Origin of the sequence: Streptomyces sp. NPDC051913, from assembly GCF_044593635.1 — a bacterium.
Taxonomy (GTDB): Bacteria; Actinomycetota; Actinomycetes; order Streptomycetales; family Streptomycetaceae; genus Streptomyces.
Genome location: NZ_JBIUCI010000004.1, coordinates 73,451 through 96,428, shown reverse-complemented (window position 1 = coordinate 96,428; position 22,978 = coordinate 73,451). Strand labels below are relative to the sequence as shown.

Sequence of the window (22,978 nt, the reverse complement as noted above, 5' to 3'; positions counted from 1 at the left end):
GCGTCATGCCATGACGCGCAGCGGCCCCGGCCCCCCGTCCACGGTCCTGGTGACGGGCGGAGCCGGATTCATCGGCTCTCATGCCTGCGTCGAGCTGCTCGACCACGGCTACGAGCTGATCGTGGTCGACGACTACTCCAACAGCACGCCCGAGGTCCTCACCCGCGTGGAACGGATCGCCGGCCGTTTCGTCGGCGCCGTCTACGAACTCGACGTCCGGGACCGGCGCGCCCTGTCGGCCGTCTTCGACCGGCACGCCGTCGACGCCGTGGTGCACTTCGCCGCGCTCAAGTCCGTCGGCGCCTCGACGCGGCGGCCCGCCGAGTACTACGACACCAACGTCGGCGGCACGACCGCGCTGCTGCGCACCATGCACGACCACGGGGTGCACCGGCTGGTGTTCTCCTCCTCCTGCTCGCTCTACGGCGACGCCGGACACGGCTCCCTCGCCGAGTCCGCCCCCGCCCGGCCCACCAACCCCTACGCCGCCTCGAAGTGGCTCTGTGAGCAGATCCTCGCCGACGTCTGTCGCCGGTGCCCCGAGTACACGGTGCTGAGCCTGCGCTACTTCAACCCGGCCGGCGCCCACCCCAGCGGGCTGCTCGGCGAGGACCCCCGCGGCGAGCCCGACAACCTGATGCCGTACGTCGCCCAGGTCGCCGCCGGCCACCGGAAACTGCTCCGGGTCTTCGGCGGCGACTACCCCACGCGTGACGGCACCGCGGTCCGCGACTACCTCCACGTCATGGACACCGTCGAGGCGCACCGGGTGGCGCTGGACCATCTGGCCGACATGCCCGGCCTGCGTGTGTTCAACCTCGGTGTCGGCAGGGGCAGTTCGGTGCTGGACGTCGTCGCCGCGTACGAGCACGCGGCGGGGCGTGAGGTGCCGTACGAGATCGTGGGCCGGCGTCCCGGTGACGTGGCCGAGCTGGTGGCCGACGCGTCCGCGGTGGGCCGGGCCTGGGGCTGGCGACCCACCAGGGACCTGGCCGACATGTGCCGGGACTCGTGGCGGTTCCAGCAGCTCAACCCGCGGGGATACGCGGGATCCGCGCGGCATCCGAACGGGAAGCGGTGAGCGCGAACGCCGTCTCCACCAGGGCGATGTGGCTGAACGCCTGGGGAGTGTTGCCCAGTTGGCGCCCCGCGTCCGGGTCCCACTGCTCGGACAGCAGGCCCACGTCGTTGCGGACGGCGAGGACCCGCTCGAACTCCTCCCGGGCACGGGCCGGTCGTCCGGTCGCTGCGAGGGCGTCGGCGTACCAGAGGGTGCAGGCGACGAACGCCCCCTCGGCGCCGCGCGCGCCGTCGACCGCGTGGGCGCCGGGGCCGTCCGGTGCGTACCGCCGGACGAAGCCGCCGTGGGTGAGCCCTCGCATCGCGCGGACCGTGGCGCGCACCCGTTCGTCCCCGGCGGGCAGGAAGCCCAGGCGCGGGATCAGCAGCGCCGAGGCGTCCAGGGCCGGGGAGCCGTAGGACTGGACGAAGGAACGCCGGCGTGGGTCCCAGCCCTGCCGGCACACCTGCCGGTGCACCTCCTCACGCATCGCCCGCCAGCGGTCCGCGTTGCCGTTCCGGCCGAGGAGCGCGCCCATCCTGAGGGCCCGGTCGGCGGCCACCCACACCATCACCTTGGAGTGCACGAACTGCCGTGCCGGGCCCCGCACTTGCCACAGGCCCTGGTCGGGTTCGCGCCAGTGGCGCTGGAGATGGGCCATGAGCGCCTCCACCAGGTCCCAGAGATGGGCGGGCAGGGGGATGCCCGCCCGCAGCGAGAGGTGGAGGGTGTCCAGGACCTCGCCGTACACGTCGAGCTGGAACTGGTTCACGGCCGCGTTGCCGAAGCGGACCGGGCGGGAGTCCTCGTAGCCGGGCAGCCAGGGCGCCTCGGTCTCGGGCAGCAGCCGCTGGCCGCCGACGCCGTACACGGTCTGGAGATAGGCCGGATCTCCGGCGATGGCCCGCACCAGCCAGTCCAGCCAGGCCGTCGCCTCCTCCCGGTAGCCGCTGCGCAGCAGACAGGACAGGGTGAGGGTGGAGTCGCGCAGCCAGCAGTAGCGGTGGTCCCAGTTGCGGTCGCCGCCGACGCGGCCGGGCAGCGAGGTGGTGGGGGCGGCGACGACACCGCCGGTAGGGGCGTAGGTGAGGGCCTTGAGGGTGATGAGGGACCGCAGCACCGCCTCGCGATAGGGCCCCTCGTAGCGGCAACGGGCGGTCCAGCGGCGCCAGAAGTCGCAGGTCTCCTTCAGGACCGTCTCGGCGGGCACGAAGAGTGGCGCGGGCTGTTCCGGCAGGTGCGACGGCGACCAGGCGAGCGTGAACGCGAGCCGCGCTCCCGCCGGGACGGTGAACTCGTGGACCGTGCTGCCCTCACCCGGCACGGCACGGACCCGTCCGTCGGTGTGCAGCCAGACGGCGTCCGGGCCGGCGACCGCCACCGCGCACTGGTCGACGGCGCGGATCCAGGGCGTGACGCGGCCCTGGTGGAAGCGCAGCCGCAACTCGCTGCGCAGCCGTACGGTGCCCGACAGCCCCTCGACGATCCGCACGAGGCAGGGCAGTTGGGCCCGGGGCGGCATGAAGTCGGTGACCCGGACGGCTCCGGTCGGGGTCTGCCAGCGTGTGTCGAGGACCAGGGTGTCCTGCCGGTACGCCCGGTCCGCGCACGTGCCGCCACCGACGGGGGCCACCCGCCAGAGGCCGTTGTCCCGCGTTCCCAGCAGGGCGGCCAGACAGGCGGGTGAGTCGAAGCGGGGCAGGCACAGCCAGTCGACGGAACCGTCCCTGCCGATCATGGCGGCGGTCTCCAGGTCACTGAGGAGGGCGTAGTCCTCGATGGGTGCGTTCATGGTCAGGCCTGCCCGCGCTCATGCGGCCTCCAACCCGGCCCGCCGCAGCAGGGGTTCCCACCAGGAGCGGTGGGTGCGGTACCAGTGGACGGTCCGGGCGATACCGGTCGCCAGGTCCGTGCGCGGTACGAAGCCGAGTTCGTCGCGGATCTTGGTGGAGTCGACGCTGTAGCGACGGTCGTGGCCCTTGCGGTCCTCGACATGGGTGACCATGCCCCAGTCCGCGCCGCACTCGCGCAGCAGGAGGGCGGTCAGATCGTGGTTGGAGAGTTCGTTGCCTCCGCCGATGTTGTAGACCTCACCGGGCCGGCCCGCGGTGCGCACGAGTTCGATGCCGCGGACGTGGTCGTCGACGTGGATCCAGTCGCGGACGTGCAGGCCATCGCCGTACAGCGGCACCGGTCTGCCGTCCAGCAGCCGCGTGATGAACAGCGGGACGGCCTTCTCCGGGAACTGGTGGGGGCCGTAGTTGTTGGAGCAGCGGGTGACCCGGACGTCGAGGCCGTGGGTGCGGTGGTGGGCGAGGACGAGCAGGTCGGAGGCGGCCTTGGAGGCGGCGTAGGGCGAGTTGGGGCGCAGCGGGTCGGTCTCCGGCCAGGAGCCGGCGCGGATCGAGCCGTAGACCTCGTCGGTGGAGATGTGGACGAAGGTGCGCAGGCCGTGCCGCAGGGCCGCGTCGAGGAGGGTCTGGGTGCCGACGACGTTGGTGCGGACGAACGCGGCGGGGCCGAGGAGGGACCGGTCGACGTGGGACTCGGCGGCGAAGTGCACGATCTGGTCGTGCGCCGGGACGAGTCGGTCGACGAGGTCCTTGTCGCAGATGTCGCCGTGGACGAAGGCGAAGCGGTGGTCGTCCTGGATCTCTTGGAGATTGGCGGGGTTTCCGGCGTAGGTCAGTTCGTCCAGGACGGTGACGGCGACGTCGGGCGGGCCCTGCGCGCCGAGCAGCGTGCGAACGTAGTGGGAGCCGATGAAGCCGGCTCCGCCGGTGACCAGGATGTGGGTCGTGATCATGACGAACTCGGTTACGGGATCTGGACCTTGCTGTGGTCGCCGAGCACGAGGCGGTGCACGGCGGGGGTACGGGGCGCGGGGGTGACCTCGACGTGGTGGCCGATGAGGGACACCTCGATCCTGCGCATGCCGACGACCGACGCACCCCGCAGCACGATCGAGTACTCGATCTCGCTGTCCTCGATGCGGCAGTCCTCGGCGATCGAGGTGAACGGCCCGACGTAGGAGCCGGCGATCATCGTTCCGGCTCCTACGACGGCCGGTCCCACGATGCGGCTGCCGAACACCTTGGCACCGTCTTCGATCCGGACCCGTCCGATGATCTCGCTGGCCGGGTCGACGCTTCCCTCGACCCGCGGTTCGAGTGTCTCCAGGACGGTCCGGTTGACCTCCAGCATGTCGGTGACGTTCCCGGTGTCCTTCCAGTAGCCGGAGATGGTCGTTGCGCGCACGTCCCGTCCCTGGTCGAGGAGCCACTGCAGGGCGTCGGTGATCTCCAGCTCACCGCGGCGGGAGGGCACGACGGCGCGCACGGCCTCGTGCACGACGGGTGTGAAGAGGTAGACGCCGACGAGCGCGAGGTCGCTCCTGGGCACCTCCGGCTTCTCCTCAAGGCCCACCACACGCCCGGTCTGGTCGAGTTCGGCGACGCCGAAGGCGGTGGGATCGGCGACCCGGGTCAGCAGGATGCGGGCGTCGGGCCGTTCACGCCGGAAGTCGTCCACGACGCCGGTGATGCCGCCGACGATGAAGTTGTCGCCGAGGTACATCACGAAGTCGTCGTCGCCGAGGAAGTCCCGGGCGATCTGAACGGCGTGCGCCAGCCCGAGGGGGGCGTTCTGACGCAGGTAGGTGACCTTGAGGCCGAAGCGGGATCCGTCACCGACGGCGCGGCGGATCTCCGGTGCGGTGTCACCGACGATGACGCCGGTCTCGATGACACCTGCGGCGGCGATGGCCTCCAGGCCGTAGAACAGCACGGGTTTGTTGGCGACCGGGACGAGTTGCTTGGCGGAGGTGTGCGTGATGGGGCGGAGCCGGGTGCCCGCTCCGCCGCACAGGACGAGTGCTTTCATGACGGCCGCCCCACGGGTTGTGCGTGGTGCCGTTCGGCCACGAACCACGCGACGGTGTGCCGGAGCCCTTCCTCCAGCGGCACGGTCGGGGACCAGCCGAGCCCTTCGCGGGCCCGGGTGATGACGGGCCGCCGGCGGACGGGGTCGTCCACCGGCAGCGGCAGGAAGCGCAGCCCGCTGTCGGAGCCGGTGACGAGGAGAACGAGTTCGGCGAGCTCCAGGACGCTCCGCTCCCGGGGGTTGCCGAGGTTGACCGGACCGGGCAGCCGGCTGTCGAGCATGGCGATCAGACCCCGGACCATGTCGTCGACATAGCAGAAGCTGCGTGTCTGTGCGCCGTCCCCGAAGAGGGTCAGCGGCTCACGGTCGAGGGCCTGCCGGACGAGGGTGGAGACCACTCGTCCGTCGTGAGCGCGCATCCGCGGGCCGTACGTGTTGAAGATCCGTACGATGCCGACGTCGGCGCCCCTGGTGCGGCGGTACGCGGTGCTCAGCGCCTCGGCGAATCTCTTGGCCTCGTCGTAGACACTGCGCGGGCCTACGGGGTTGACGTGCCCCCAGTAGTCCTCGTCCTGCGGGTGGACGAGCGGGTCGCCGTACACCTCGCTGGTGGACGCGAGGACGAAGCGGGCGCCGTGCCGGACGGACAGCCTCAGCAGGTTCTCGGTGCCGCGACTGCCCGCGGCCAGCGTCTCCAGTGGGTACCGCTCGTAGTCGAACGGGGAGGCGGGACTGGCGAGATGGGCGACGGCGTCGACCTCGCCGGAGAACCGGAAGCGGTCGGCGACGTCACACAGGACGCAGTCGAAGCGGGGATTGCCCACGAGGTGGGCGATGTTGGCCGAGCGGCCGGAGGAGAAGTTGTCGAGACAGCAGACGCTGTCGCCGCGGGCGAGGAGCGCCTCGCACAGATGCGACCCGAGGAAGCCGGCGCCGCCGGTCACGACGACACGCATGGCGTCCCGCTCCTTCCGGAGAGGCTCGGTCGGCCGGGGGCGAGCAGGGTCCAACCCGCCTTCTGCCAGGCCTGCGGGTCGAGGGTGTTTCGGGCGTCGACCAGGGCCGGGACGCGGACGACGGCCTTCAGCGCGGCCGGGTCCAGCTTCCGGTACTGGGGCCATTCGGTGAGGTGCAGCACGACGTCCGCGTGCTCGCACGCCTTGGACACGTCCAGCGCGAACTGGAGCGCGGGCCGGGCGGCACACGCGTTGTCGATCGCCTCCGGGTCGTGCACGCGCACCCGCGCACCCCGGCGTCGTACGGCCTCGGCGACGGCGAGAGCGGGCGAGTCCCGGACATCGTCGCTGAGGGGCTTGAAGGCGGCGCCCAGGACGGCGACGTTGCGGTCGGCGAAGGTGCCGCCGAGAGCTTCCTCGGCGAGTGCGAGGGTCCGTGCCCGTTGCCGGATGTTGATCTCGTCGACCTGCCGCAGGAAGGCCACGGCCGGGGCCTGGCCGAGTTCCTCGGCGCGGGCGGTGAGCGCCCGGATGTCCTTGGGCAGACAACTGCCGCCGAATCCCAGCCCGGGTGCCAGGAAGCGAGGCCCGATCCGCGAGTCCCGCCCCATCGCCTCGGCGAGGGTGAGCACGTCGGCACCGGCGGCGTCGCAGATCTCCGCCATGGCGTTGATGAAGGAGATCTTTGTGGCCAGGAAGGAGTTGGAGGCCAGTTTGACGAGTTCGGCGGTGGGCGGGTCGGTGGCGATGAAGGGGATGCCGGCGGCGAGGAGAGGGGCGTACAGCGCCCGCATCCGCGCCTCGGCCGGTGCCGAACGCGCCCCGACGACGATCCGCTCCGGGCTGAGCGTGTCCTCGACGGCACAGCCCTCGCGCAGGAACTCCGGGTTCCAGGCGACATCGACGTGCACCCGCCGAGCGAGGCGGTCGGCTGTGCCGACGGGGACGGTGGACTTCCCGACGAGCAGGGCGTCCTGCCTCAGGTGGGTTGCGAGCCCGGCCACGGCCGCGTCGACGTATGTCAGGTCAGCGGCGTCGGAACCGGGCCGCTGCGGGGTGCCGACGCAGAGGAAGTGTGTGTCGGCGAACCCACCGGCCTCGGCGAGAGAGGTCGTGAACCGGAGCCGGCCCGTGTCCAGTGCCCGCTTGAGCAGTTCCGACAACCCCGGTTCGTAGAACGGCGGTCTCCCGGCGGCGAGCACGGCGATCCGCTCCGGGTCGATGTCGACACCGAGCACCTCGTGCCCGATGTCGGCCATGCAGGCAGCGTGGACCGCTCCTACGTAGCCGGTGCCGATGACGGTGAGGCGCATGTCGTACTCCGTGGTCCTCAGGCCGGTGGGGTCCGCCCGGGTTCGGGCAGGCCGAGCAGTTCGCGGTAGCAGGCCTCGACGGCCGCGCACATGGCCTGCGGGGTGAACGCGGTGCGTACGCGTCGGCAGCCCTGACGTCCCATGGCGGCGGCCTGGCCGGGGTGGTCCAGCAGCCAGCCGACCGCGTGGGCGGCCGCGGCCGGGTCGGCCGGCGGGACGAGCAGACCCGTGGCGCCGTGCTCCACCAGGTCGGGTACGCCGTTGACGGCCGTGGCGACGACGGGACGGGAGGCGGCGAGCGCCTCGGTGAGGGCGCGACCGAGCCCTTCGTACAGGGACGTGATGACGAAGACGTCGAGCGCGGCGGCCAGCCGGGGAGCGTCCTGCCGGTGGCCGGTGAGAGTCACCTCGATGCCGAGTTCCGCGGCGAGCCGCCGGACGTCCCCCTCCAGCGGCCCGTCGCCGATCATGACGAAGGCGGTGTCCGGGTGGTCGGCGTGGAGCGCGGCGGCCGTGCGGACGAAGTCCAGCGGCGCCTTCTGGGTGTCGATCCGGCCCACGGTGCCGATCAGTCGCGTGCCGCGGGGGACGCCGAGCATACGGCGGGCGGCCGGGTCGAAGCGCTGCGGGATGCGGGCCAGGTCCACCGCCGACGGCACCACGCGGACGCGGCCGGGCGGGGCGAGGCGCTCCTCGACGGCCTGTTCGGCCACGCGAGGGGCGACGGCGATGAAGGCATGGGTGAAGCGACGGGTGGCTCGTTCCAGGAGTCGGTAAAGGCTGCGGCGGGGGCGGGGCATGAACGGGTGGTAGCTGACGCCGTGGAAGGTGTGCACCACGACCGGCGTCCGGCACAACCGCGCGGCGAGACGGCCGAGGAAGCCGCCCTTGGCGGAGTGGGTGTGCACGACGGTGAAACGCTCGCGGCGGATCAGCCGTGTGAGGCGCCAGAGGACCAGGAGGTCGGCGGGGGTCAGGGTGTGCCGGAAGCCCGGTACCTCGACGGTCCGAATCCCGGCGGCCAGGGCCCGATCCCACAGTTCGCCGCCGGGCACTCCGGCGATCCACACCTCGTAGCGGTGGGGGTCCATGCCCGCGGCGGACAGCAGGGTGTTGCCGCCCGCTCCGGCGCGGAACCGGGTGATCACGTGGAGGACCTTGATGCGAGGCAGCGCCGGCGGTCGCGGCAGCTCAACCGTCGGCGCCACCTGGGGAGGCGGCGCGGGCCACCGGACGGCCGTGGCGTCCGGCCGGGTCGCGCCGGGGACGAGGGTCCCGTTTCGCATCACCGATCACCACCGAGGGTGAGAAACCGAAAGCGCTGAAGATGTATATTTACGACGTATACGTACATCTTCACCCCGCTGGCGCTCGTGGTCAATCCGGATGACCGGGGTCGAGCCGGGCGCCCGCGGTCGAGCCCGCGGAGTACCGCCATGCCCCTGGCCGCGCTGGAAGAGATCCGGAACCTGCTGGTGTGCCCGCGATGTCGCTCACCGCTCGCGGCGAAGCCCGACGGCCTCCACTGCCGTGGGCCCTCCTGCCCCTGCCGCGCCCCCTCGGCCTTCCCCATGGCCGGGCGCTGGCCGGTCCTCGTGGACTTCGAGCACAGCGTCGCGTCCCGGCAGGACGTACTCGCCGCGGCGGGCCGCCGGCACCTCCCCGGCCTCATCCAACGACTCCCCGCTCCGCTGCGCCGCATATGGAAACCGCCCAACCGGGTCGCGGCCCGCAATGTCGATCTGCTGCTGAGCGGCCTCGGCGGCTCCACACCGAGGCTGCTGGTCGTCGGCGGGGCCACCGTCGGCAACGGCGTGGAGGCCGTCTACCGCGAAGCGGGCGTCGAGGTGATCGCCTTCGACATCACTCCCAGCCCGGTGACCCAGTTCGTCGCGGACGCCCACAGCATTCCGCTGCCTGCCGCGAGCGTCGACGCCGTGCTGGTCCAGGCCGTACTGGAGCACGTCGTCGATCCGGCCCGGGTCGTCGCGGAGATCCACCGGGTGCTCAGGGACGACGGGCTCGTCTACGCGGAGACGCCGTTCCTCCAGCAAGTCCATGCCGGCGCCCATGACTTCACCCGTTTCACCGCCAGTGGCCACCGCCATCTCTTCGGGCGTTTCGAGGAACTGGCCGCGGGCGCGGTCGCCGGGCCCGGCACCCAACTCCTCTGGAGCATCGATCACTTGGTCCGCGGCCTGACCCGCTCCGCGCCGGCCGGCCGGGTCACCCGCGGCCTGCTGTGCTGGCTGCGCGTCCTGGACCGGCTGGTCCCCGAGACGTACGCACGCGACGACGCCGCGGCGCTCTACTTCCTGGGGCGCAAGCGGGAGCGCGCGATGACGGCGCGGGAGGTCGTGGCCTATTACCCGGGGGCCCAGACCTCCGCCTGACCCTCTGTGCGCGGGCGACACCGGCGACGAGGTACCTGGAGGACGCGGTCACAAGGTGTTCGCAGACGAGCCGGTCGACCGTGCCGAGAGCCCGTCGCTGTTTCTCCGAGCGCCCGAACCGCCCGAGGACGCCGAGCGCGGTGAGACCCATGCCGAAGGCGCCGAGCAGCGACGTGAACACCACCAGGTCCAAGCGCGCGGTGTACGGGAGATCCAGCACGTCGACCGCCCGGTACGCGACGGCACCGTCGACGCCGTGCCCGGCATGGCAGCGGCGCAGTCCGGCGGACGGCTCCTGAAGGCCCGAGCACACCACTCGGCCCTTTCGAGGCCAGCCAGAGGGACGGGTTCCCGTGCGTTCTCCCGGCCCCCACCCCCAGTGCCGTCAGCCCGGTCTGCGCCGGCTCCGCCATCACACCTCGGTCGGGTGCCGATACCGGTCGGTACCGGCGAGCGGTGTCAGGGCCGGGGCCTGGTGCCGTCCCGGTTGCGAGGCGAGTTCGGCCCGGACCATCGCGGCGAGTCCGCTGCGCAGGTCGGTGCGGGGCCGGTAGCCGAAGGCGTCGCGGGCCAGGGTGATGTCGGCGGCGGTACGCCGGGCGTCGCCGGGCCGGTCGGGCCCTGGAACCACGTCCACCGGCCCGGTCGACCGACCCAGCAGCTCGATGACCTGACGCATCGTCACCTCGCAGCCACCGCCGAGGTTGGCCACCCCGGTCCAACGGGACGCCGCAGCCGCCCGCATGGCTGCCACCACGTCTCCCACATAGGTGAAGTCACGGCTCTGTCCGCCGTCCCCGTACAGCGGGAACGGCCGGTGCCCACAGGCGGCCGCCACCAGCCGGGCGAACGCCATGTCGGGCCGTTGGCGGGGGCCGTACACGCTGAAGAGCCGCAGGGAAGCGGTCGGCACACCGAAGACCGTGCGGTAGGTCTCGCACAGCTGCTCGGCCGCGAGTTTGGTGACGCCGTACGGCGAGACAGGCTTCGGGGCGAGCGTCTCCGGGGTCGGATATGCCTCCGCGTCCCCGTAGACGGACGAGCTGGACGCGAAGACGAGCCGGCCGAGCCCCGTGTCCCGGGCCGCTTCCAGGACCCGCTGGGTGACCAGGACGTTGCGCTCGAGGTAGACCGCGAACTCGGCGCCCCAGGAGCCGCGGACACCTGGCTGACCGGCGAGGTGGTAGACGGCGTCCGCACCCGCGAAGAGCGGTTCCAGGCGGAGGTCCAGCAGATCACCCCGGCGGAACGCGAAGTGGTCGTCGCCCAGCAGCCGGGCCAGGTTCCGGCGCTTGTAAGAGAGCGCGTAGAACCCGGTCAGGGCGTCGACCCCCACGACCTCGTCCCCGCGGGACAGGAGGTGTTCACACAGGTGCGAGCCGATGAACCCGGCCGCTCCGGTCACCACCGCACGCATCAGGACCCGCCTCCTCGGGGACGGTCCCAGGCCGCCGCCGGCACGTACCAGGCCGTCCTCAACAGGCAGAGCAGGACGGCGGGCACCGTGGCGTGCCGCAGGAACTCCGCGTCGAGCCGGGTCCGCTCGGGCACGAGAACGCTCAGGTAGTACTCCTCGGGGTCGGCACGTCCGTCGAGCCGTGCGGCGTAGGCACGGGACCGCAGCTGGCACGGTCCGGTCAGCCCGGGGCGGTGCCGGAAGACCCAGTGCTGCTCGGGCGGGTAGCGGCGGGCGAGTTCCGGGACCTCGGGACGCGGCCCGACGAGGGTCATGTCGCCGCGCAGGACGTTCCACAGCTGCGGCAGTTCGTCCAGGCTGAGCCGACGCAGCAACAGGCCCGTGCGGGTCACCCGGGGGTCGGTGCCGCCGGTGACGCCGGGCCCGGTGCAGCCGTTCCGCATGCTCCGGAACTTGTACAGAGTGAACTCAACGGCCCCGGCGCCGGTGCGCTGTTGCCGGAACAGCACCGGTCTGCCGTTGGTCGCCAGGACCAGCAGGGCCAGGGTCAGCAGCAAGGGGGTCAGCAGGAGCAGCAGAGTCAGCGCGAAGACGGCGTCGAGGGCCCGCCGCCCCGGGGCGAGCCGTACGGCTCTCATCGCGGGCAGGGGCGGCGTGGACGGGGTGGGGCGGGGCGGGGAGCGGTCGATGGTGCGCATGACGGTGGTCCTTGGTCGAGGCCGTCGGAGGATCGGGGGCGAGGGCACGCAGAAGCCGGCGTTCGAGTACGTGCAGGGTGTGGGCGCAGAGCCAGTGCGCGTATCCGCCCACTCCCAGGAGCGTGGCGCGCGCCTCCGCCGGACTGGCCCGTACGAGGGCTCTGGCGAGCCGGGCGACCGGTTCGACCGTGAGTGTCAGGGCGACGAGCAGCCAGGCGTGCGTCCGGGGCCAGTGGCGGTACGCGTACTGGGTGCGGCTGCACAGCGAGTGGCGCAGCCGCCCGCCCCCGAGTCGGGCGGAGCTCACTCCCCCCAGGTGCCGGACCCGCGCCTCGTGGAGGTGGTAGGAGCCGAGGCCGAGCAGGTCGGCGCGGAGCGCGAGGTCGGTCTCCTCGAAGTAGAGGAAGTAGCGCTGGTCGAAGCCGTCGAGCCGCTCGAAGAGCGTCCGGCGCAGCAGGAAGAACGCTCCGATGACCTGGTCCACGGGGCCCGAGCCGGTGGGGTCGAGGTGGTGTGGCGGGAAGAGCGTGGGCGCCAGTCGGTCGAGGCCGGTGATCTTGCCGAGCACGACGCGCAGGGTGGGGAAGCGTGAGCAGGAGATGACCGTCCGCCCCCGTTCGTCGAGCATGCGTCCACCGCAGATGCCTGTGGCCCGCGCGGCCGAAGTGCCGAGGAAGGCCGCGACGACACGCAGAGTGTCCGGGTACAGCTCCGTGTCCGGGTTCAGGAAGAGCAGCAGTTCGCTGCTGCCGCGAGCCGCGCCCTGGTTGCAGGCGACCGCGAAGCCCCGGTTGGTCGCGTTGCGCACGATGTCGAGCGGGATGCCACCCGCGGAGAGCCCGCGGAGCGAGTCGTCCGTGGAGGCGTTGTCGACGACGACGATCCGCGCCACGCGCAGGCGGGAGCGGTCGGTGCGGACGATCGACCGCAGACAGTTCCCGAGGCAGGGTCCGGTGTTCCAGTTGACGACGACGACGTCCACGCTGGGCAGGACCCGTTGCCGCACGCCGATGGCGTCGCCACGCGGGTCCATCACGTCACCGGCCCGAGTTCCAGGGCGGCGGACCAGTGGGGCAGCCAGGCGTCGTACGAGTACTTGAGGCCCACGACGTCCCGGGCGAGTCGGCCGAGCCACTCCCGGTCGACGGCGGAGGACTCGATCAGGCCGAGGAGCGCCGAGGTCCAGTCGTCGGGAACACGCGGCGCCGGCATGCCGAACTGGGCGAGGAGTTCGGCGTTCACCCCCAGCGGGCTGGCCACGGCGGGGAGTCCCGCGGCGGCGTACTGGAGCAGCTTGTAGCCGCACTTGCCGAGGTTGTACGCGGTCGGGGGCAGGGGCATCAGGCCGATGTCCAGGTCGGCGAGCGCGGTCCGTTGGTTCTCCGGACTCCATGGGACCCGGTCGACGAAGGGCTCCAACTCGCCCAGGGACCGGGTGGTCGTGCCGACCAGGGTGAGTCTGGCCCCTGTGCGCCGGTGGACCTCCACGAGCGCGTCGGCGATCAGCAGCAGACAGGCCTCGTTGTCGCGCGAGCCGATCCAGCCGAGCCGGGGCGGGTCGTGCAGCGCGTAAGAGGTTTTGGGCGTGTAGTCCTCCAGGGCCACACAACTGGGGATCACCACGACGTCACGCTGGTGCCGGGACGCCCAGTCCGCCAGGACCGCGTTGCCGGCGATGACACGGTCCGCGTACCGGACGGCGTCCCGTGCCTTGCCCGCCTTGGGGGCGACCCGGCGCAGGAGACTCCCTTCGCCGTGGTCCCACTGAAGGGCGTCGTCGAAGTCGTACACCGCGAACTCGGCACTCGCCAGCAGCCTCCGTTCCCACCAGCCGCGGCTCAGGGGAGAGGCTTCCCGGTGCAGCAGAAGCCTGCGGGGCCTGCCGCCCGCGATGGCGGCCAGTCCCAGCTCGGCGCGGGCCAGGGACAGGGGGTGGCGCACGAGGCGCGCGGGAGCGGCGTCCGGCAGCGAGAGATAACTGCCGACCGTGAAGTCGGTGCCGACACGGTCCAGCCAGGCGTAGACCCGGACCCGGGAGCTTCCGGCTTCCCGGCCGTAGGGCGTGACCGCGCAGCGGTCGAGACGACGATTCATGGTTCCGCGTTCCAGCCGTATGCTGATATCGTATGTTTACGGCGTAAATCAGGCGAATCACCATGCTGCTCCTCCCGTCCGAAGACGTCAAGAGCAGCCCGAATCGCCCCGTGGGAGGCACCCCCATGGATCTCCACGCCTACATCGAGACCCTGCGCCGACGCTGGCGGTTCGTCACCGTCTGCGTGCTCCTCGGACTGGCCGCGGCCGTCGCCGTGACCGCCCTGATGCCCCGCACGTACACGGCCACCGCCCAGCTCTTCGTCGCCACCAGCGACGAGGACAGCGGCAACGCCTATCAGGGCGGCCTGTTCACCCAGGAGCGCGTGAAGTCGTACACCCGCATCGTCACGAGTCCCGCCGTCCTCGACGAGGTCATCTCCGACCTGGGACTGAACACCACGCCTGGTCGGCTCGCGGAGAAGATCGACGCCCAGGCGCCGCTCGACACGACCCTCGTGGACATCCGGGTGTCCGACGGGTCGGCACGACAGGCCCAGGCCATTGCCGACGCGACCGCCCTGCAGTTCACCAAGTACATCGCCGCCATCGAGGGGTCCGCTGTGGGCGCCCCACCCCTGGTCAAGGCCAGCGTGGTCGGCGGCTCCGAGCCCCCGACGTCCCCGGCTTCCCCACGACCGGCACTGAACATCGCCATCGGCCTGCTCGTGGGCGCCGTCGCCGGCGTCGCGGGCGCGGTGCTGCGCGAGTCGCTCGACACCACGATCCGCTCGGTAGACGACCTGCGTGGGCCCCTCGGCCTGACCGTTCTCGGTGCCATCCCCGCTCCCGACCGGCGCCGCCCGGACGTGCCCGGCACCACTGGACGAACCGAGGACCTGGCCCAGGTGCGCACCCGACTCCGGTTCACCACGGAGGGCGGCGTCCCGGACTCGATCCTGGTGGCCGGCGCCCGCCCCGAGGAGGGACGCACCCAGACCGCGATCGATCTGGCGACAAGCGTCGCGCACACCGGCCGGCGCGTGGTGCTGCTGGAGGCCGATCTGCGCCGCCCGCGCGTCGCCGCCGAGCTCGGTCTGCGCGACGGTCCCGGGCTGGCGGACGTCCTCGCTCACGGAACCCCGCTCTACCAGGCCTTGCAGAGCGTGGACGGCAGCGGCGTCCGGGTCCTGACCGCCGGAACCGTCCAGGCCGATCCTGGCACGCTCCTCTCCTCGCCGGACCTGGCACGGCTGATGCGAGCCCTCGACTCGGACGCCGATCTGATCGTGGTCGACAGCCCGCCCCTGCTGGCCTTCGCCGACGCGGCCGTGCTCGCCGCCGTGACGGACGGCGCGCTGTTCGTGGCCCGGGCCGGACGGACGCGGCGCGCTGACGCGGAGCGCGCCCTGGACGCCCTCGCGGCGGTCCACGCGCGCGTCCTCGGCGCCGTGCTCACGGGGGCTCGCGCCGACGGCCTCGCCGACTGGCAGCCTCCCTCGGCTCCCGACCGGGCGACCGAAGGCGCGAAGGACCGGCCGTCCGCCGAGGTGGTGAGGTCCTGATGCCACAGGATCAGGCCAACGCGGTGTTCGTCCTGGGGATCCTGGCTCTGCTGTCGCTGGTGCCGTGGACGGTGGCGCTGCGCCGTGCCCACGCCCACGGCGATTGGGACGCCACCTCTTCACTGGTCTTCCTGACCGGTGTCCTCGCCAACCTGCCCACCGTCGTCTATGTGCTGCACACCGGCCGTCCCCAACGCCTCGACCCCCTGGGCGAGGTGGTGATCGGGTTTCCGCAGTGGGTGAACGCGCTGGGGGTCGCCGCCAACGGCCTTCTGGTGGTCGCCTGCGGAGTGTTCCTGCTGCACCGTCTCCTCGTGGCGCGGGCCGACATCAACACGGCACCGCTCGTCGCCCTCGCACTCGTGGTGCTGGTCGCCCTCTCCGACGGCCTGCGCGGAGGGCAGCTCCTCGCACCGAGGCAGCTCGTCCTGATCGCCGTCCTCCTCGCTGCGACCGCCGCCCGTCCAGGACGTTCGGCGCTGCTGGGCGGGGCCGCGGTCGTGATGCTGATCACGGTTCTCGGCGGAGTCGAGGGACTCGCCGAGCCCCGATCAGTGGTGCGGGAGTGCCGGGCCGACAATCCGTGCGGCCCTCTCGGGGTGCTGTACTCGGGTGTCTTCACCAACGAGAACATCTTCGGCCTGCTGCTGGTCGTGGGCCTCCCGTTCGTGTGGCTGGGGCTGCGCGGCTCCGTGCGCGCGGTCCTGACCTGCTACGTCGCCTTCGTGGCCGTGGCGACCGGAAGCAGGCTCGCCGGGGCGACCGCCGTGGCGGTCGTCGCGTTCCTGCTGGTGCTGCGCCCCCGCCTCAGGCACGTCGCCGACCGCTCGGCCGCCTCCCGGACGAGCGGCTCCCCCGGCGCCCTGCTGCTCGGGGTGCCGGTCCTGGCAGCCGCGGCCGCCGTCGGCCTCGCCCTGCCGTTCCTCCACCTCGGCGTCGACCGCCTGGGCGACCGCGCGACCGTCTGGGGCATGGCCGCGCAGGAACTGCGGGAGTCGCCCTTCATCGGGTTCGGCGCCAAGGCCTGGTCGGCCAAGTACCAGGCGGGTGAGATCCCCGCCGCCCTTTCGCCGTCGCTGCACAACCAGTGGATGGACGTCCTGTACGCGGGCGGGCTGGCCGGTCTGGCGCTCTTCCTGCTGCTGCTCGTTCATCTCCTGGTCCGCGGCGGAACGGCCGGCTTCTCCGCCGCCGCGTGCCTGCTGCTGCCCGTGCTGCTCGCCTCGGTCCTGGAACGCCCCTGGTCGTTCGGGATCAGCAACTCACTGACCTTCGCCCTGCTCACCGCTGTTCTGGCCCCGGTGGCCGCGCGTCGAGGAGTTCACGAAGTGGCTCCAGGGTCAGCTTCCAGTCCAGCCGACGTGCCTGCTCGTACGCCTCGTCGCTCGCCCGCCGCCACCGCGACGGATCACTCAGCCCTTCGATGACCGCCGCGAAAGTCTCCTCGGTGTAGGGCACGGAACCGCGCAGCAGATCGAGGTGGCGTCGCCAGCCGGGGACCAGAACGGGCAGGCCGTACGACAGGTAGTGCAGGTGCTTGGCGGAGAAGCCCTCCCGGCGCAACAGGTCCCGGGTGCAGGTGATGAGCCCGAACTGATAGTCCCGCAGCACGTCGGGCGAGGCGTAGCCGCGGTAGTCGAGCCCGAGGTCGGGGTCGGGCGGAGGACTGCCGTACACATGGAGGCGCGGATACAGCCGGGCCAGCCGGGCCAGGAGCTCCGGGTCGATGAACTGCGAGCTCAGCGAGCCGAGATAGGCGACCCGCGGCGGATCGGCGAACCGCGCCCGCTCCTCCTGCGGTGCGCAACCCCAGTTGAGCTGAACGAAGTTGCGGCCGCTGATGCCGTACTGATGCTGGGCGTAGCGCGCGTAGGATTCCCACGAGAACGACAGATGCTCCATGCCCTCCAGGAAGCGTGTCTCCCAGCGGCGGAACCGACGGTGCTGCCGATCTGTCAGCCGCCCTTCGCACCACACCTCGTCGGCCCAGGGATTGGGGCAGTCGTAGAGGGTCTGTGCGCGGGCCGCGGTGGTGAGCACCCCGGAGTCGAAGGGGGTCTCGCAGATGACGAAGTCGTAGTCGTCCGGGCGCAGTCGGCCGGAGAGTATGCGGCGGCGCAGATGATGATCGGCCATCAGGACGTAGTACGAGAGGTGACGGCGGCCGAACCCCCGGCGTCGGGTGAGGAGTTTGGACGCGACGTCGTTCGCGTACAGGGTGAGCCGGGCCGGCCGCAGCGAACCGGGGAGCATCCGGCCGAGGCTGCCCGGTCTGCCGGACGCCCGAGCCAGGCAGTTGGTGTCGACCAGGTGCACGTCGTGGCCCAGTTCGCGCAGGTACTTCTCGATGGCGAGGGGCTTGACGCTGTTGGCGTGGCCGTCGAGTTGGGCCACGATCAGAACGCGCCGGGAGTTCATGGGGTCTCCTCCTCTTCCAGTGGTGCGAGAGCCGTGAGTCCGGGCAGAAGCAGGGCCGCGGCCACGGCGAGGCCGACCAGCACGGGCAGCCCCGCCAGCAGCAGAGGCAGCACCCCGTGCACGTCGAGGCGCAGGACCATCAGGTTGCCGAGGACGGCGATGGCGGCGGCCAGTGCGGTGGCGGCCGGCCAGTGGCGTGGCAGCCGCCGCTCCCGCAGTCCCGCGAGCCGTCGGCACAGCACGACGAAGTAGGCGGAGCCGGCCGTGAGGCCCACGGCCGTCGCCAGCACCACGCCGACGACGCCGAAGAGCAGGGTCAGCGGCACGGTGAGGACGAGATTCACCGCTGTCGCGAACCAGGAGTAGCGGGTCTCGTACCCGGGCTTGCCGATCGCCCGTACGAAGCAGGTGCGGATGCCGGTGAGCGCGACCTGTACCGAGTAGCCGGCCAACAGGACCGCGGCGACGGCCCCGCTGAGCGCGAGCGCGCTGCCGAGCCAGACCTGGACCGCCAGACCGACGGCCGCCGTCGTCACCACGCCGTAGGTGAGGACCGCGGGCAGCCAGCGGACCTCAAGGACGTGGAACTCCCGTACCGCGCCGGTGAGTCCGTGCCGGGCGTGGACGTGGGTCATCCGGGTGAGGATCGGCGGGAAGGCGTACAGCGGCAGGCTGCGGAGGGCATTGGCCGCCTGGTAACCGGCGGCGTAGACGCCGACGTAGCGCACGGGCAGCAGGGCCGCGATCACCAGGGCGTCGATCTCGCCGTTGAGGAAGACGGTGAACCCGGACAACTGCATGCGCACGGCGTAACCGCCGAAGTCCCGGCGTTCGGCCCGCGGTGGCAGCAGAGGCCGGCGGATTCTCAGGTGCCGCGCGCCGACGGCCAGCCCCCCGGCCGTCACGAGCAGATAGCGGCCGGCCGCCAGCACCGCGAGCAGGGGCAGATCGGGCCCGTGGTCGACGAGTACGACCACGGCGACGGCGTAGGTGAGGCAGGAACCGGCGCTGACCCCGGCGAGTGCTCGGAAACGGGCGTTCGCCTGGAGCAGCGCGACGGCGGAGTTGGAGGCGAGGGCCGCGGTCAGCAGCGGTCCCAGGAACAGGAGCAGTTGCTCGGCCTCGCCGCGCAGCCGCACCGGGACGTCCAGGGCGGCGACGACGGCCGGGGTGAGCACCAGGCAGAGCGCCGTCACCAGTACCCCCAGCCCGGCGAAGGCGGCGAGGGACGCGACGACGAGGCGGCCCGCGCCCTCACGGTCGCCGAGGGCCGCGTGGCGCGCGTGGAAGCGGGCCAGGGACGCGCCGATGCCGCCGTCCAGCACGGTGAGCGTGGCCAGCAGGACGAGCAGCAGCGACCAGACACCGAACCGGTCGAGGCCGAGGTGGTGGATGAGGTACGGCGTGAGCACCAGGTTGGTGAGGAGGGGGGCAGCCTGGGCCAGCGCGCTGAAGCCGACCGCCGGGACGAGGCCGTGTGCGGGCGGATGCGTCAGATGCGGGGGACGGTTTCGGGACCCCATCGGAGCCTCACTGCCCGGCGGGCGGGTGTCCCGTCCCGACTGCCCGCCAGGTCGCCCGCAGCCGCTCCTTGTCGAGGATCAGTGCGTACTGCCCGTCGATCATCTGCGACCGCACGATCGGCGCGGTGCTGAAGGCGGCGTCCGAGGCCGACAGATGCCGCAGGCCGAGCACGAGGTCGCGCAGGTCGCTGTTGGACATGTGGTCGTCCACGCTCACGGTCCTCGTGATCGCGTCGATCATCCGGGCGGTGCCCAACGGGTCCGTGATGCTGACCTCGGAGCGGACCTGGCCGACCAGGCTGCGCAGGAACTGCTGCTGACGCTTGATCCGGTCGAGTTCGCCGCCGGGCAGCCCGTGCCGCTGGCGGACGTACGCGAGGGCCTCGTCGCCGTGCATGCTGTAGGTCCCGGCGGCGAAGTGCCGGTGCTGCTCCGGGTCGTAGGCGGCGACCGGGACCGTGATCGGCACCCCGCCGACCGCGTCCGTCAGTGCCTTGAAGCCGTGCCAGTCGACGATGCCGAAATGGTCGACACGGGTCCCGGTGAGCTGCTCCACCGTGCTGATGAGCAGGGGCGGGCCGCCCCAGGAGAACGCGGCGTTGACCTTCGCCGAGCCGTGACCGGGAATGGGGACCCAGCTGTCCCGCGGGATCGACATCGTGTAGGCGGAGCCTTCGTCACCGCTGAGGTGCACCAGCATGAGGGTGTCGCTGCGCTGGGCGCCGTAGCGCCACAGCTCGGCCGTGGCGTCGTTGCCGGTGGTGGGGCGCTTGGAACGGCTGTCGACTCCGGCGAGCAGGAAGGTCGTCCCGCCGTGGTGGGCCGTGGGCTTGGGCGGGCGCGGTCCGGTGGGAAAGGCGTCGGGGATGCGGGCGACCTGGTTTCCGTAGTGCTCGGTGCCCCACCAGACACCACCGACGACAAGTCCGGACAGGGCGAGAACCGCGCCGAGGACGCACACCAGCACCACGCGCAGCAGACGCCGCCGGGGCCCTTCGCGGCGGCGCGGTTCCCACGTCGGCCACGGACGACGCGGGGCCATCAGAAGCCGTCCGGATACGGGTCGGCCATGACGGAGTGCGCGGGCTGCCGGGGCTGCATGGTGGGGAATCCGGGAAGCAGTGCGGTGAGCACCCGGCGCACCTCGTCGGCGTCGTTGTGCTCGGCGGCGGCATACAGTTCGGGCAGTCGCTCGGACAGTGCGGCGGAGGGATCGTGCCAGTCGGTGGGTGTCGCCGCGAAGATCCTCGGGTGGGCGGTACGGGTGTGCCGCTCACGTGCGGAGAACAGCGTCTCGTTGAGTTTCTCGCCCGGCCTCAGACCGGTGAAGCGGATGTCCACGTCCGGCACGTTCACGGAGCGCGCGAACTTGCGGACGAGGTCGACGATCCGCACGGGATCGCTCATGTCGAGGACGAACACCTCACCACCGTGGGCCAGTCGCATCGCCTCCAGGACCAGGCCCACCGCCTCCTCCACGGTCATGAAGAACCGGGTGACGTCGGGGTGGGTGACGGTGACCGGGGAGCCCGTGCCGAGTTGCTCGGCCACCACCGACAGCAGCGAGCCCCGGCTGCCGAGCACGTTGCCGAAGCGGACGGCCGCGAACACGGTTCCGGGTGGGGCCTCGTCCTGGGCCTGCCGGACGACGAGTTCGGCCAGTCGCTTCGTCGCGCCGAGCACCGACACCGGGTCGGCCGCCTTGTCCGTGGAGATCAGCACGAACCGCTCGGTCCCGGTCGCGGCTGCGGCGCGGACCAGGTTCTCGGTGCCCCGGACGTTCGACTTCACGCCCTCGCACGGGTGTTGTTCGAGGAGCGGGAGGTGTTTGTGCGCAGCGGCGTGGACGACGACCTCGGGGCGCAGATCGCGGAAGACCTGGTCGATGCGGGGGCGGTCCCGGATGTCCGAGATCACGATGTCGTCGCTGCGCAGGGCGTCGCCGTACAGCTCCAGCTGCAACCGGTGCAGGTTCGACTCGTCGTGGTCGAGGAGGAACAGCCTGCTGGGGCCGAAGGCCCTTATCTGGTGGCAGAGTTCGCTGCCGATCGAGCCGCCCGCTCCGGTCACGAGCACCCTTCGGCCCGCGACGGTCGAGCGGGTCTCCGGCCCGGCTACGTGCACCTCCGGCCGTCCGATCAGCTCGTTCACGTCCAGGACGCGCATGTCGCTGCCGACGACGTCACGGCGGAGCGCGGCGATGAACGACGGCAGATAGCGCACGCTCGCCCCTGTCGCCTCGGCCGCCCGCGCCACCCTGCGGAAGCGCTCCGGACGCAGTCCCGGAATGGCGACGACCACGACCTCGATCCGGTGGGCGAGCGCGATCTCCCGGGTGCCGTCCAGTTCCCCGAGCACGGCCAGCCCACCGATGGCGGTGGCCTCGCGCTTGGCCGGGTCGTCATCGACGAACCCGACGGGCTCCAGTCCGAACTGCGGTGTGTGTGCGAGGTCCCGGGCGAGTGCCTGCCCGGCCTCCCCGGCCCCGACCACCAGGGTGCGCAGCCCCCCCGACCGGCGTCGGGCCGTGGGGCGTGCCAGCTCCGCGCAGACCCGGTCGACGGCCTCGTCCGGGAGCCCCGGATACAGCGGCAGGGACAGCAGTTCGGGGAAGAGTCCTTCCGCTCCCGGCAGGCCGGCCGGAGGGACGAGCGCACGCTCTCGCAGGTACGCCATCCGGTGCAGCGGCAAGAAGTGGACCGACACCCCGACCCCACGCTCCGCCAGCCGGTCGATCACCTCGTCCCGCCCGATCCCGTACTCCTCCCCCACTCGCACCACATACAGATGCCGGGCGTGCCGACCGACCGTGGTGACCTCCAGCGGCACCAGTCCGGGCACCCCCTTCAACGCCTCGTCGTACCGCGCCGCCAACGCCTCGCGTCGCCGCTGCCACTCCTCGACGTACCGCAGTTGCGCCCGTCCGATCGCTGCCTGGACGTCGGTCATGTTGGCCTTGAGGCCGGGCTCGTCGACGGTGTAGTGCCAGGTGCCGCCGGGCAGGTTGCGGCGCCAGGCGTCGGTGGACATACCGTGCAGGCGGGCGCGGCGGAGCCGGTCGGCGAGGGCTTCGTCGTTGGTGGTGATCATGCCGCCCTCACCTATGGGCAGGTTCTTGGTTGCGTAGAAGCTGAAGCAGGTCGCTCGGGAGAGGGCGCCGACGGGGCGGTCGCCCACCGTCGTGCCCAGGGCGTGGGCGGCGTCCTCGACGACGTGGTCCAGGGGCAGCCGTGCGGCGTCCGCGAGTTCGGCGACGGGGGCCGGGGCGCCGGCGTAGTGCAGGACCATCAGGGCGTGCGGACAGCCGCAGGCGCGGGCCGCGCGGGCCACGGTCTCGGGCGTCGGCATCGCCGTGCGCGGGTCCACGTCGACCAGGACAGGGCGCAGGCCCGCATGGAGGATCGCCTGGGCGGCCCCGCAGAACGTGATGTCCGGGACGAGGACCGCACCGCCGGGCGGCAGGCGCAGGGCGCGGAGGGAGAGTTCGAGCGCCGCGGTGCAGGAACTGACCGCCACCGCGTGCCGGGCACCGACGTGCGCGGCGAACTCGGTCTCGAAGCGCCCGGTCTCCGGGCCCGTGGTCACCCAGCCGGAGGCCAGGACACGCCGTGCCGCCCGGCGGGCCTCGGGGCTGATCCAGGTGGCGGCGAAGGGTACGTCCCGTGTTGTCGGGTCCGTGTCGCGCCGGCCTCGCATCCGATGGACTGTCATCGCTTGCT

General features: G+C 72.0%; 17 protein-coding genes. 4 read left to right on the top strand and 13 right to left on the bottom strand.

The window, feature by feature from the left end:
* Positions 1 to 10: 10 nt before the first annotated feature.
* Positions 11 to 1,081, top strand: coding sequence for a UDP-glucose 4-epimerase GalE (gene galE / locus ACIHIX_RS13080; RefSeq protein WP_399954032.1), 1,071 nt, complete (start codon positions 11 to 13; stop codon positions 1,079 to 1,081).
* Here galE and ACIHIX_RS13075 read toward each other — a convergent pair.
* From ACIHIX_RS13075 to ACIHIX_RS13050, 6 genes are read right to left on the bottom strand one after another with little or no spacing between them, the layout of a single operon-like run.
* Positions 1,029 to 2,852 (bottom strand): glycoside hydrolase family 15 protein, encoded by a 1,824-nt coding sequence (locus ACIHIX_RS13075; protein ID WP_399954029.1) that lies wholly within the window; start codon positions 2,850 to 2,852, stop codon positions 1,029 to 1,031. The two genes, galE and ACIHIX_RS13075, sit on opposite strands and share 53 nt — an antisense overlap.
* 18 nt (positions 2,853 to 2,870) lie before the next feature.
* The gene (gene rfbB, locus ACIHIX_RS13070; RefSeq protein ID WP_399954026.1) at positions 2,871 to 3,866 is read right to left on the bottom strand and encodes a dTDP-glucose 4,6-dehydratase; all 996 of its coding nucleotides are present in this window, start codon (positions 3,864 to 3,866) and stop codon (positions 2,871 to 2,873) included.
* Positions 3,867 to 3,877: 11 nt separating this feature from the next.
* The gene (locus ACIHIX_RS13065; protein ID WP_399954023.1) at positions 3,878 to 4,942 is read right to left on the bottom strand and encodes a glucose-1-phosphate thymidylyltransferase; all 1,065 of its coding nucleotides are present in this window, start codon (positions 4,940 to 4,942) and stop codon (positions 3,878 to 3,880) included.
* Positions 4,939 to 5,898 carry a UDP-glucuronic acid decarboxylase family protein gene (locus tag ACIHIX_RS13060; RefSeq protein ID WP_399954020.1) on the bottom strand — a complete coding sequence of 320 codons (960 nt, stop codon included), beginning with the start codon at positions 5,896 to 5,898 and terminating at the stop codon, positions 4,939 to 4,941. The genes ACIHIX_RS13065 and ACIHIX_RS13060 overlap by 4 nt, the downstream gene beginning before the upstream one ends.
* The gene (locus ACIHIX_RS13055) at positions 5,883 to 7,211 is read right to left on the bottom strand and encodes a UDP-glucose dehydrogenase family protein (protein ID WP_399954017.1); all 1,329 of its coding nucleotides are present in this window, start codon (positions 7,209 to 7,211) and stop codon (positions 5,883 to 5,885) included. Before ACIHIX_RS13055 ends, ACIHIX_RS13060 begins: the two co-directional genes overlap by 16 nt.
* A gap of 17 nt (positions 7,212 to 7,228) precedes the next feature.
* Positions 7,229 to 8,497: a glycosyltransferase family 4 protein gene (locus tag ACIHIX_RS13050; protein WP_399954015.1), complete on the bottom strand. Its 1,269-nt coding sequence runs from the start codon at positions 8,495 to 8,497 to the stop codon at positions 7,229 to 7,231.
* Positions 8,498 to 8,647: 150 nt separating this feature from the next.
* On the opposite strand from ACIHIX_RS13050, the gene ACIHIX_RS13045 reads away from it, so the two are divergent.
* Positions 8,648 to 9,604 (top strand): class I SAM-dependent methyltransferase, encoded by a 957-nt coding sequence (locus ACIHIX_RS13045; protein WP_399954012.1) that lies wholly within the window; start codon positions 8,648 to 8,650, stop codon positions 9,602 to 9,604.
* 412 nt (positions 9,605 to 10,016) lie between these two features.
* On the opposite strand, the gene ACIHIX_RS13040 is transcribed toward ACIHIX_RS13045, so the two are convergent.
* The 4 genes from ACIHIX_RS13040 to ACIHIX_RS13025 are packed head-to-tail and all read right to left on the bottom strand — an operon-like array spanning position 10,017 to position 13,813.
* Positions 10,017 to 11,021, bottom strand: a complete 1,005-nt coding sequence (locus ACIHIX_RS13040) for an NAD-dependent epimerase/dehydratase family protein (protein ID WP_399954009.1) — start codon at positions 11,019 to 11,021, stop codon at positions 10,017 to 10,019.
* On the bottom strand, positions 11,021 to 11,578 hold the full coding sequence (locus tag ACIHIX_RS13035) for a sugar transferase (protein ID WP_399954006.1): 558 nt from the start codon (positions 11,576 to 11,578) through the stop codon (positions 11,021 to 11,023). Before ACIHIX_RS13035 ends, ACIHIX_RS13040 begins: the two co-directional genes overlap by 1 nt.
* Entirely contained in the window at positions 11,490 to 12,752 is a 1,263-nt protein-coding gene (locus tag ACIHIX_RS13030) for a glycosyltransferase family 2 protein (protein ID WP_399954003.1), read from the bottom strand. Before ACIHIX_RS13030 ends, ACIHIX_RS13035 begins: the two co-directional genes overlap by 89 nt.
* Positions 12,752 to 13,813 carry a glycosyltransferase gene (locus ACIHIX_RS13025; RefSeq protein ID WP_399954000.1) on the bottom strand — a complete coding sequence of 354 codons (1,062 nt, stop codon included), beginning with the start codon at positions 13,811 to 13,813 and terminating at the stop codon, positions 12,752 to 12,754. The genes ACIHIX_RS13030 and ACIHIX_RS13025 overlap by 1 nt, the downstream gene beginning before the upstream one ends.
* A 125-nt stretch (positions 13,814 to 13,938) precedes the next feature.
* On the opposite strand from ACIHIX_RS13025, the gene ACIHIX_RS13020 reads away from it, so the two are divergent.
* Together ACIHIX_RS13020 and ACIHIX_RS13015 are read left to right on the top strand one after the other, a co-directional pair.
* Positions 13,939 to 15,318 carry a polysaccharide biosynthesis tyrosine autokinase gene (locus tag ACIHIX_RS13020; RefSeq protein WP_399953997.1) on the top strand — a complete coding sequence of 460 codons (1,380 nt, stop codon included), beginning with the start codon at positions 13,939 to 13,941 and terminating at the stop codon, positions 15,316 to 15,318.
* Positions 15,318 to 16,745, top strand: a complete 1,428-nt coding sequence (locus ACIHIX_RS13015) for an O-antigen ligase family protein (RefSeq protein ID WP_399953994.1) — start codon at positions 15,318 to 15,320, stop codon at positions 16,743 to 16,745. The genes ACIHIX_RS13020 and ACIHIX_RS13015 overlap by 1 nt, the downstream gene beginning before the upstream one ends.
* Positions 16,746 to 17,732: 987 nt before the next feature.
* Here the strand turns inward: ACIHIX_RS13015 and ACIHIX_RS13010 are convergent.
* From ACIHIX_RS13010 to ACIHIX_RS13000, 3 genes are read right to left on the bottom strand one after another with little or no spacing between them, the layout of a single operon-like run.
* Positions 17,733 to 19,259: a lipopolysaccharide biosynthesis protein gene (locus tag ACIHIX_RS13010; protein WP_399953991.1), complete on the bottom strand. Its 1,527-nt coding sequence runs from the start codon at positions 19,257 to 19,259 to the stop codon at positions 17,733 to 17,735.
* Between the two features lie 7 nt (positions 19,260 to 19,266).
* The gene (locus tag ACIHIX_RS13005; protein ID WP_399953988.1) at positions 19,267 to 20,301 is read right to left on the bottom strand and encodes an LCP family protein; all 1,035 of its coding nucleotides are present in this window, start codon (positions 20,299 to 20,301) and stop codon (positions 19,267 to 19,269) included.
* The gene (locus tag ACIHIX_RS13000; protein WP_399953985.1) at positions 20,301 to 22,955 is read right to left on the bottom strand and encodes a DegT/DnrJ/EryC1/StrS family aminotransferase; all 2,655 of its coding nucleotides are present in this window, start codon (positions 22,953 to 22,955) and stop codon (positions 20,301 to 20,303) included. The genes ACIHIX_RS13005 and ACIHIX_RS13000 overlap by 1 nt, the downstream gene beginning before the upstream one ends.
* Positions 22,956 to 22,978: the final 23 nt, after the last annotated feature.

Bases quoted from the DNA above. Each gene is read 5' to 3' on its own strand.
- ACIHIX_RS13060 (WP_399954020.1), bottom strand. From the start codon at position 5,898: ATGCGTGTCGTCGTGACCGGCGGCGCCGGCTTCCTCGGGTCGCATCTG.
- galE (WP_399954032.1), top strand. From the start codon at position 11: ATGACGCGCAGCGGCCCCGGCCCCCCGTCCACGGTCCTGGTGACGGGC.
- ACIHIX_RS13040 (WP_399954009.1), bottom strand. From the start codon at position 11,021: ATGCGTGCGGTGGTGACCGGAGCGGCCGGGTTCATCGGCTCGCACCTG.
- ACIHIX_RS13015 (WP_399953994.1), top strand. From the start codon at position 15,318: ATGCCACAGGATCAGGCCAACGCGGTGTTCGTCCTGGGGATCCTGGCT.
- ACIHIX_RS13075 (WP_399954029.1), bottom strand. From the start codon at position 2,852: ATGAACGCACCCATCGAGGACTACGCCCTCCTCAGTGACCTGGAGACC.
- ACIHIX_RS13065 (WP_399954023.1), bottom strand. From the start codon at position 4,942: ATGAAAGCACTCGTCCTGTGCGGCGGAGCGGGCACCCGGCTCCGCCCC.
- ACIHIX_RS13055 (WP_399954017.1), bottom strand. From the start codon at position 7,211: ATGCGCCTCACCGTCATCGGCACCGGCTACGTAGGAGCGGTCCACGCT.
- ACIHIX_RS13005 (WP_399953988.1), bottom strand. From the start codon at position 20,301: ATGGCCCCGCGTCGTCCGTGGCCGACGTGGGAACCGCGCCGCCGCGAA.
- ACIHIX_RS13030 (WP_399954003.1), bottom strand. From the start codon at position 12,752: ATGGACCCGCGTGGCGACGCCATCGGCGTGCGGCAACGGGTCCTGCCC.
- ACIHIX_RS13020 (WP_399953997.1), top strand. From the start codon at position 13,939: ATGGATCTCCACGCCTACATCGAGACCCTGCGCCGACGCTGGCGGTTC.
- ACIHIX_RS13010 (WP_399953991.1), bottom strand. From the start codon at position 19,259: ATGGGGTCCCGAAACCGTCCCCCGCATCTGACGCATCCGCCCGCACAC.
- ACIHIX_RS13045 (WP_399954012.1), top strand. From the start codon at position 8,648: ATGCCCCTGGCCGCGCTGGAAGAGATCCGGAACCTGCTGGTGTGCCCG.
- ACIHIX_RS13050 (WP_399954015.1), bottom strand. From the start codon at position 8,497: ATGCGAAACGGGACCCTCGTCCCCGGCGCGACCCGGCCGGACGCCACG.
- ACIHIX_RS13000 (WP_399953985.1), bottom strand. From the start codon at position 22,955: ATGCGAGGCCGGCGCGACACGGACCCGACAACACGGGACGTACCCTTC.
- ACIHIX_RS13025 (WP_399954000.1), bottom strand. From the start codon at position 13,813: ATGAATCGTCGTCTCGACCGCTGCGCGGTCACGCCCTACGGCCGGGAA.
- rfbB (WP_399954026.1), bottom strand. From the start codon at position 3,866: ATGATCACGACCCACATCCTGGTCACCGGCGGAGCCGGCTTCATCGGC.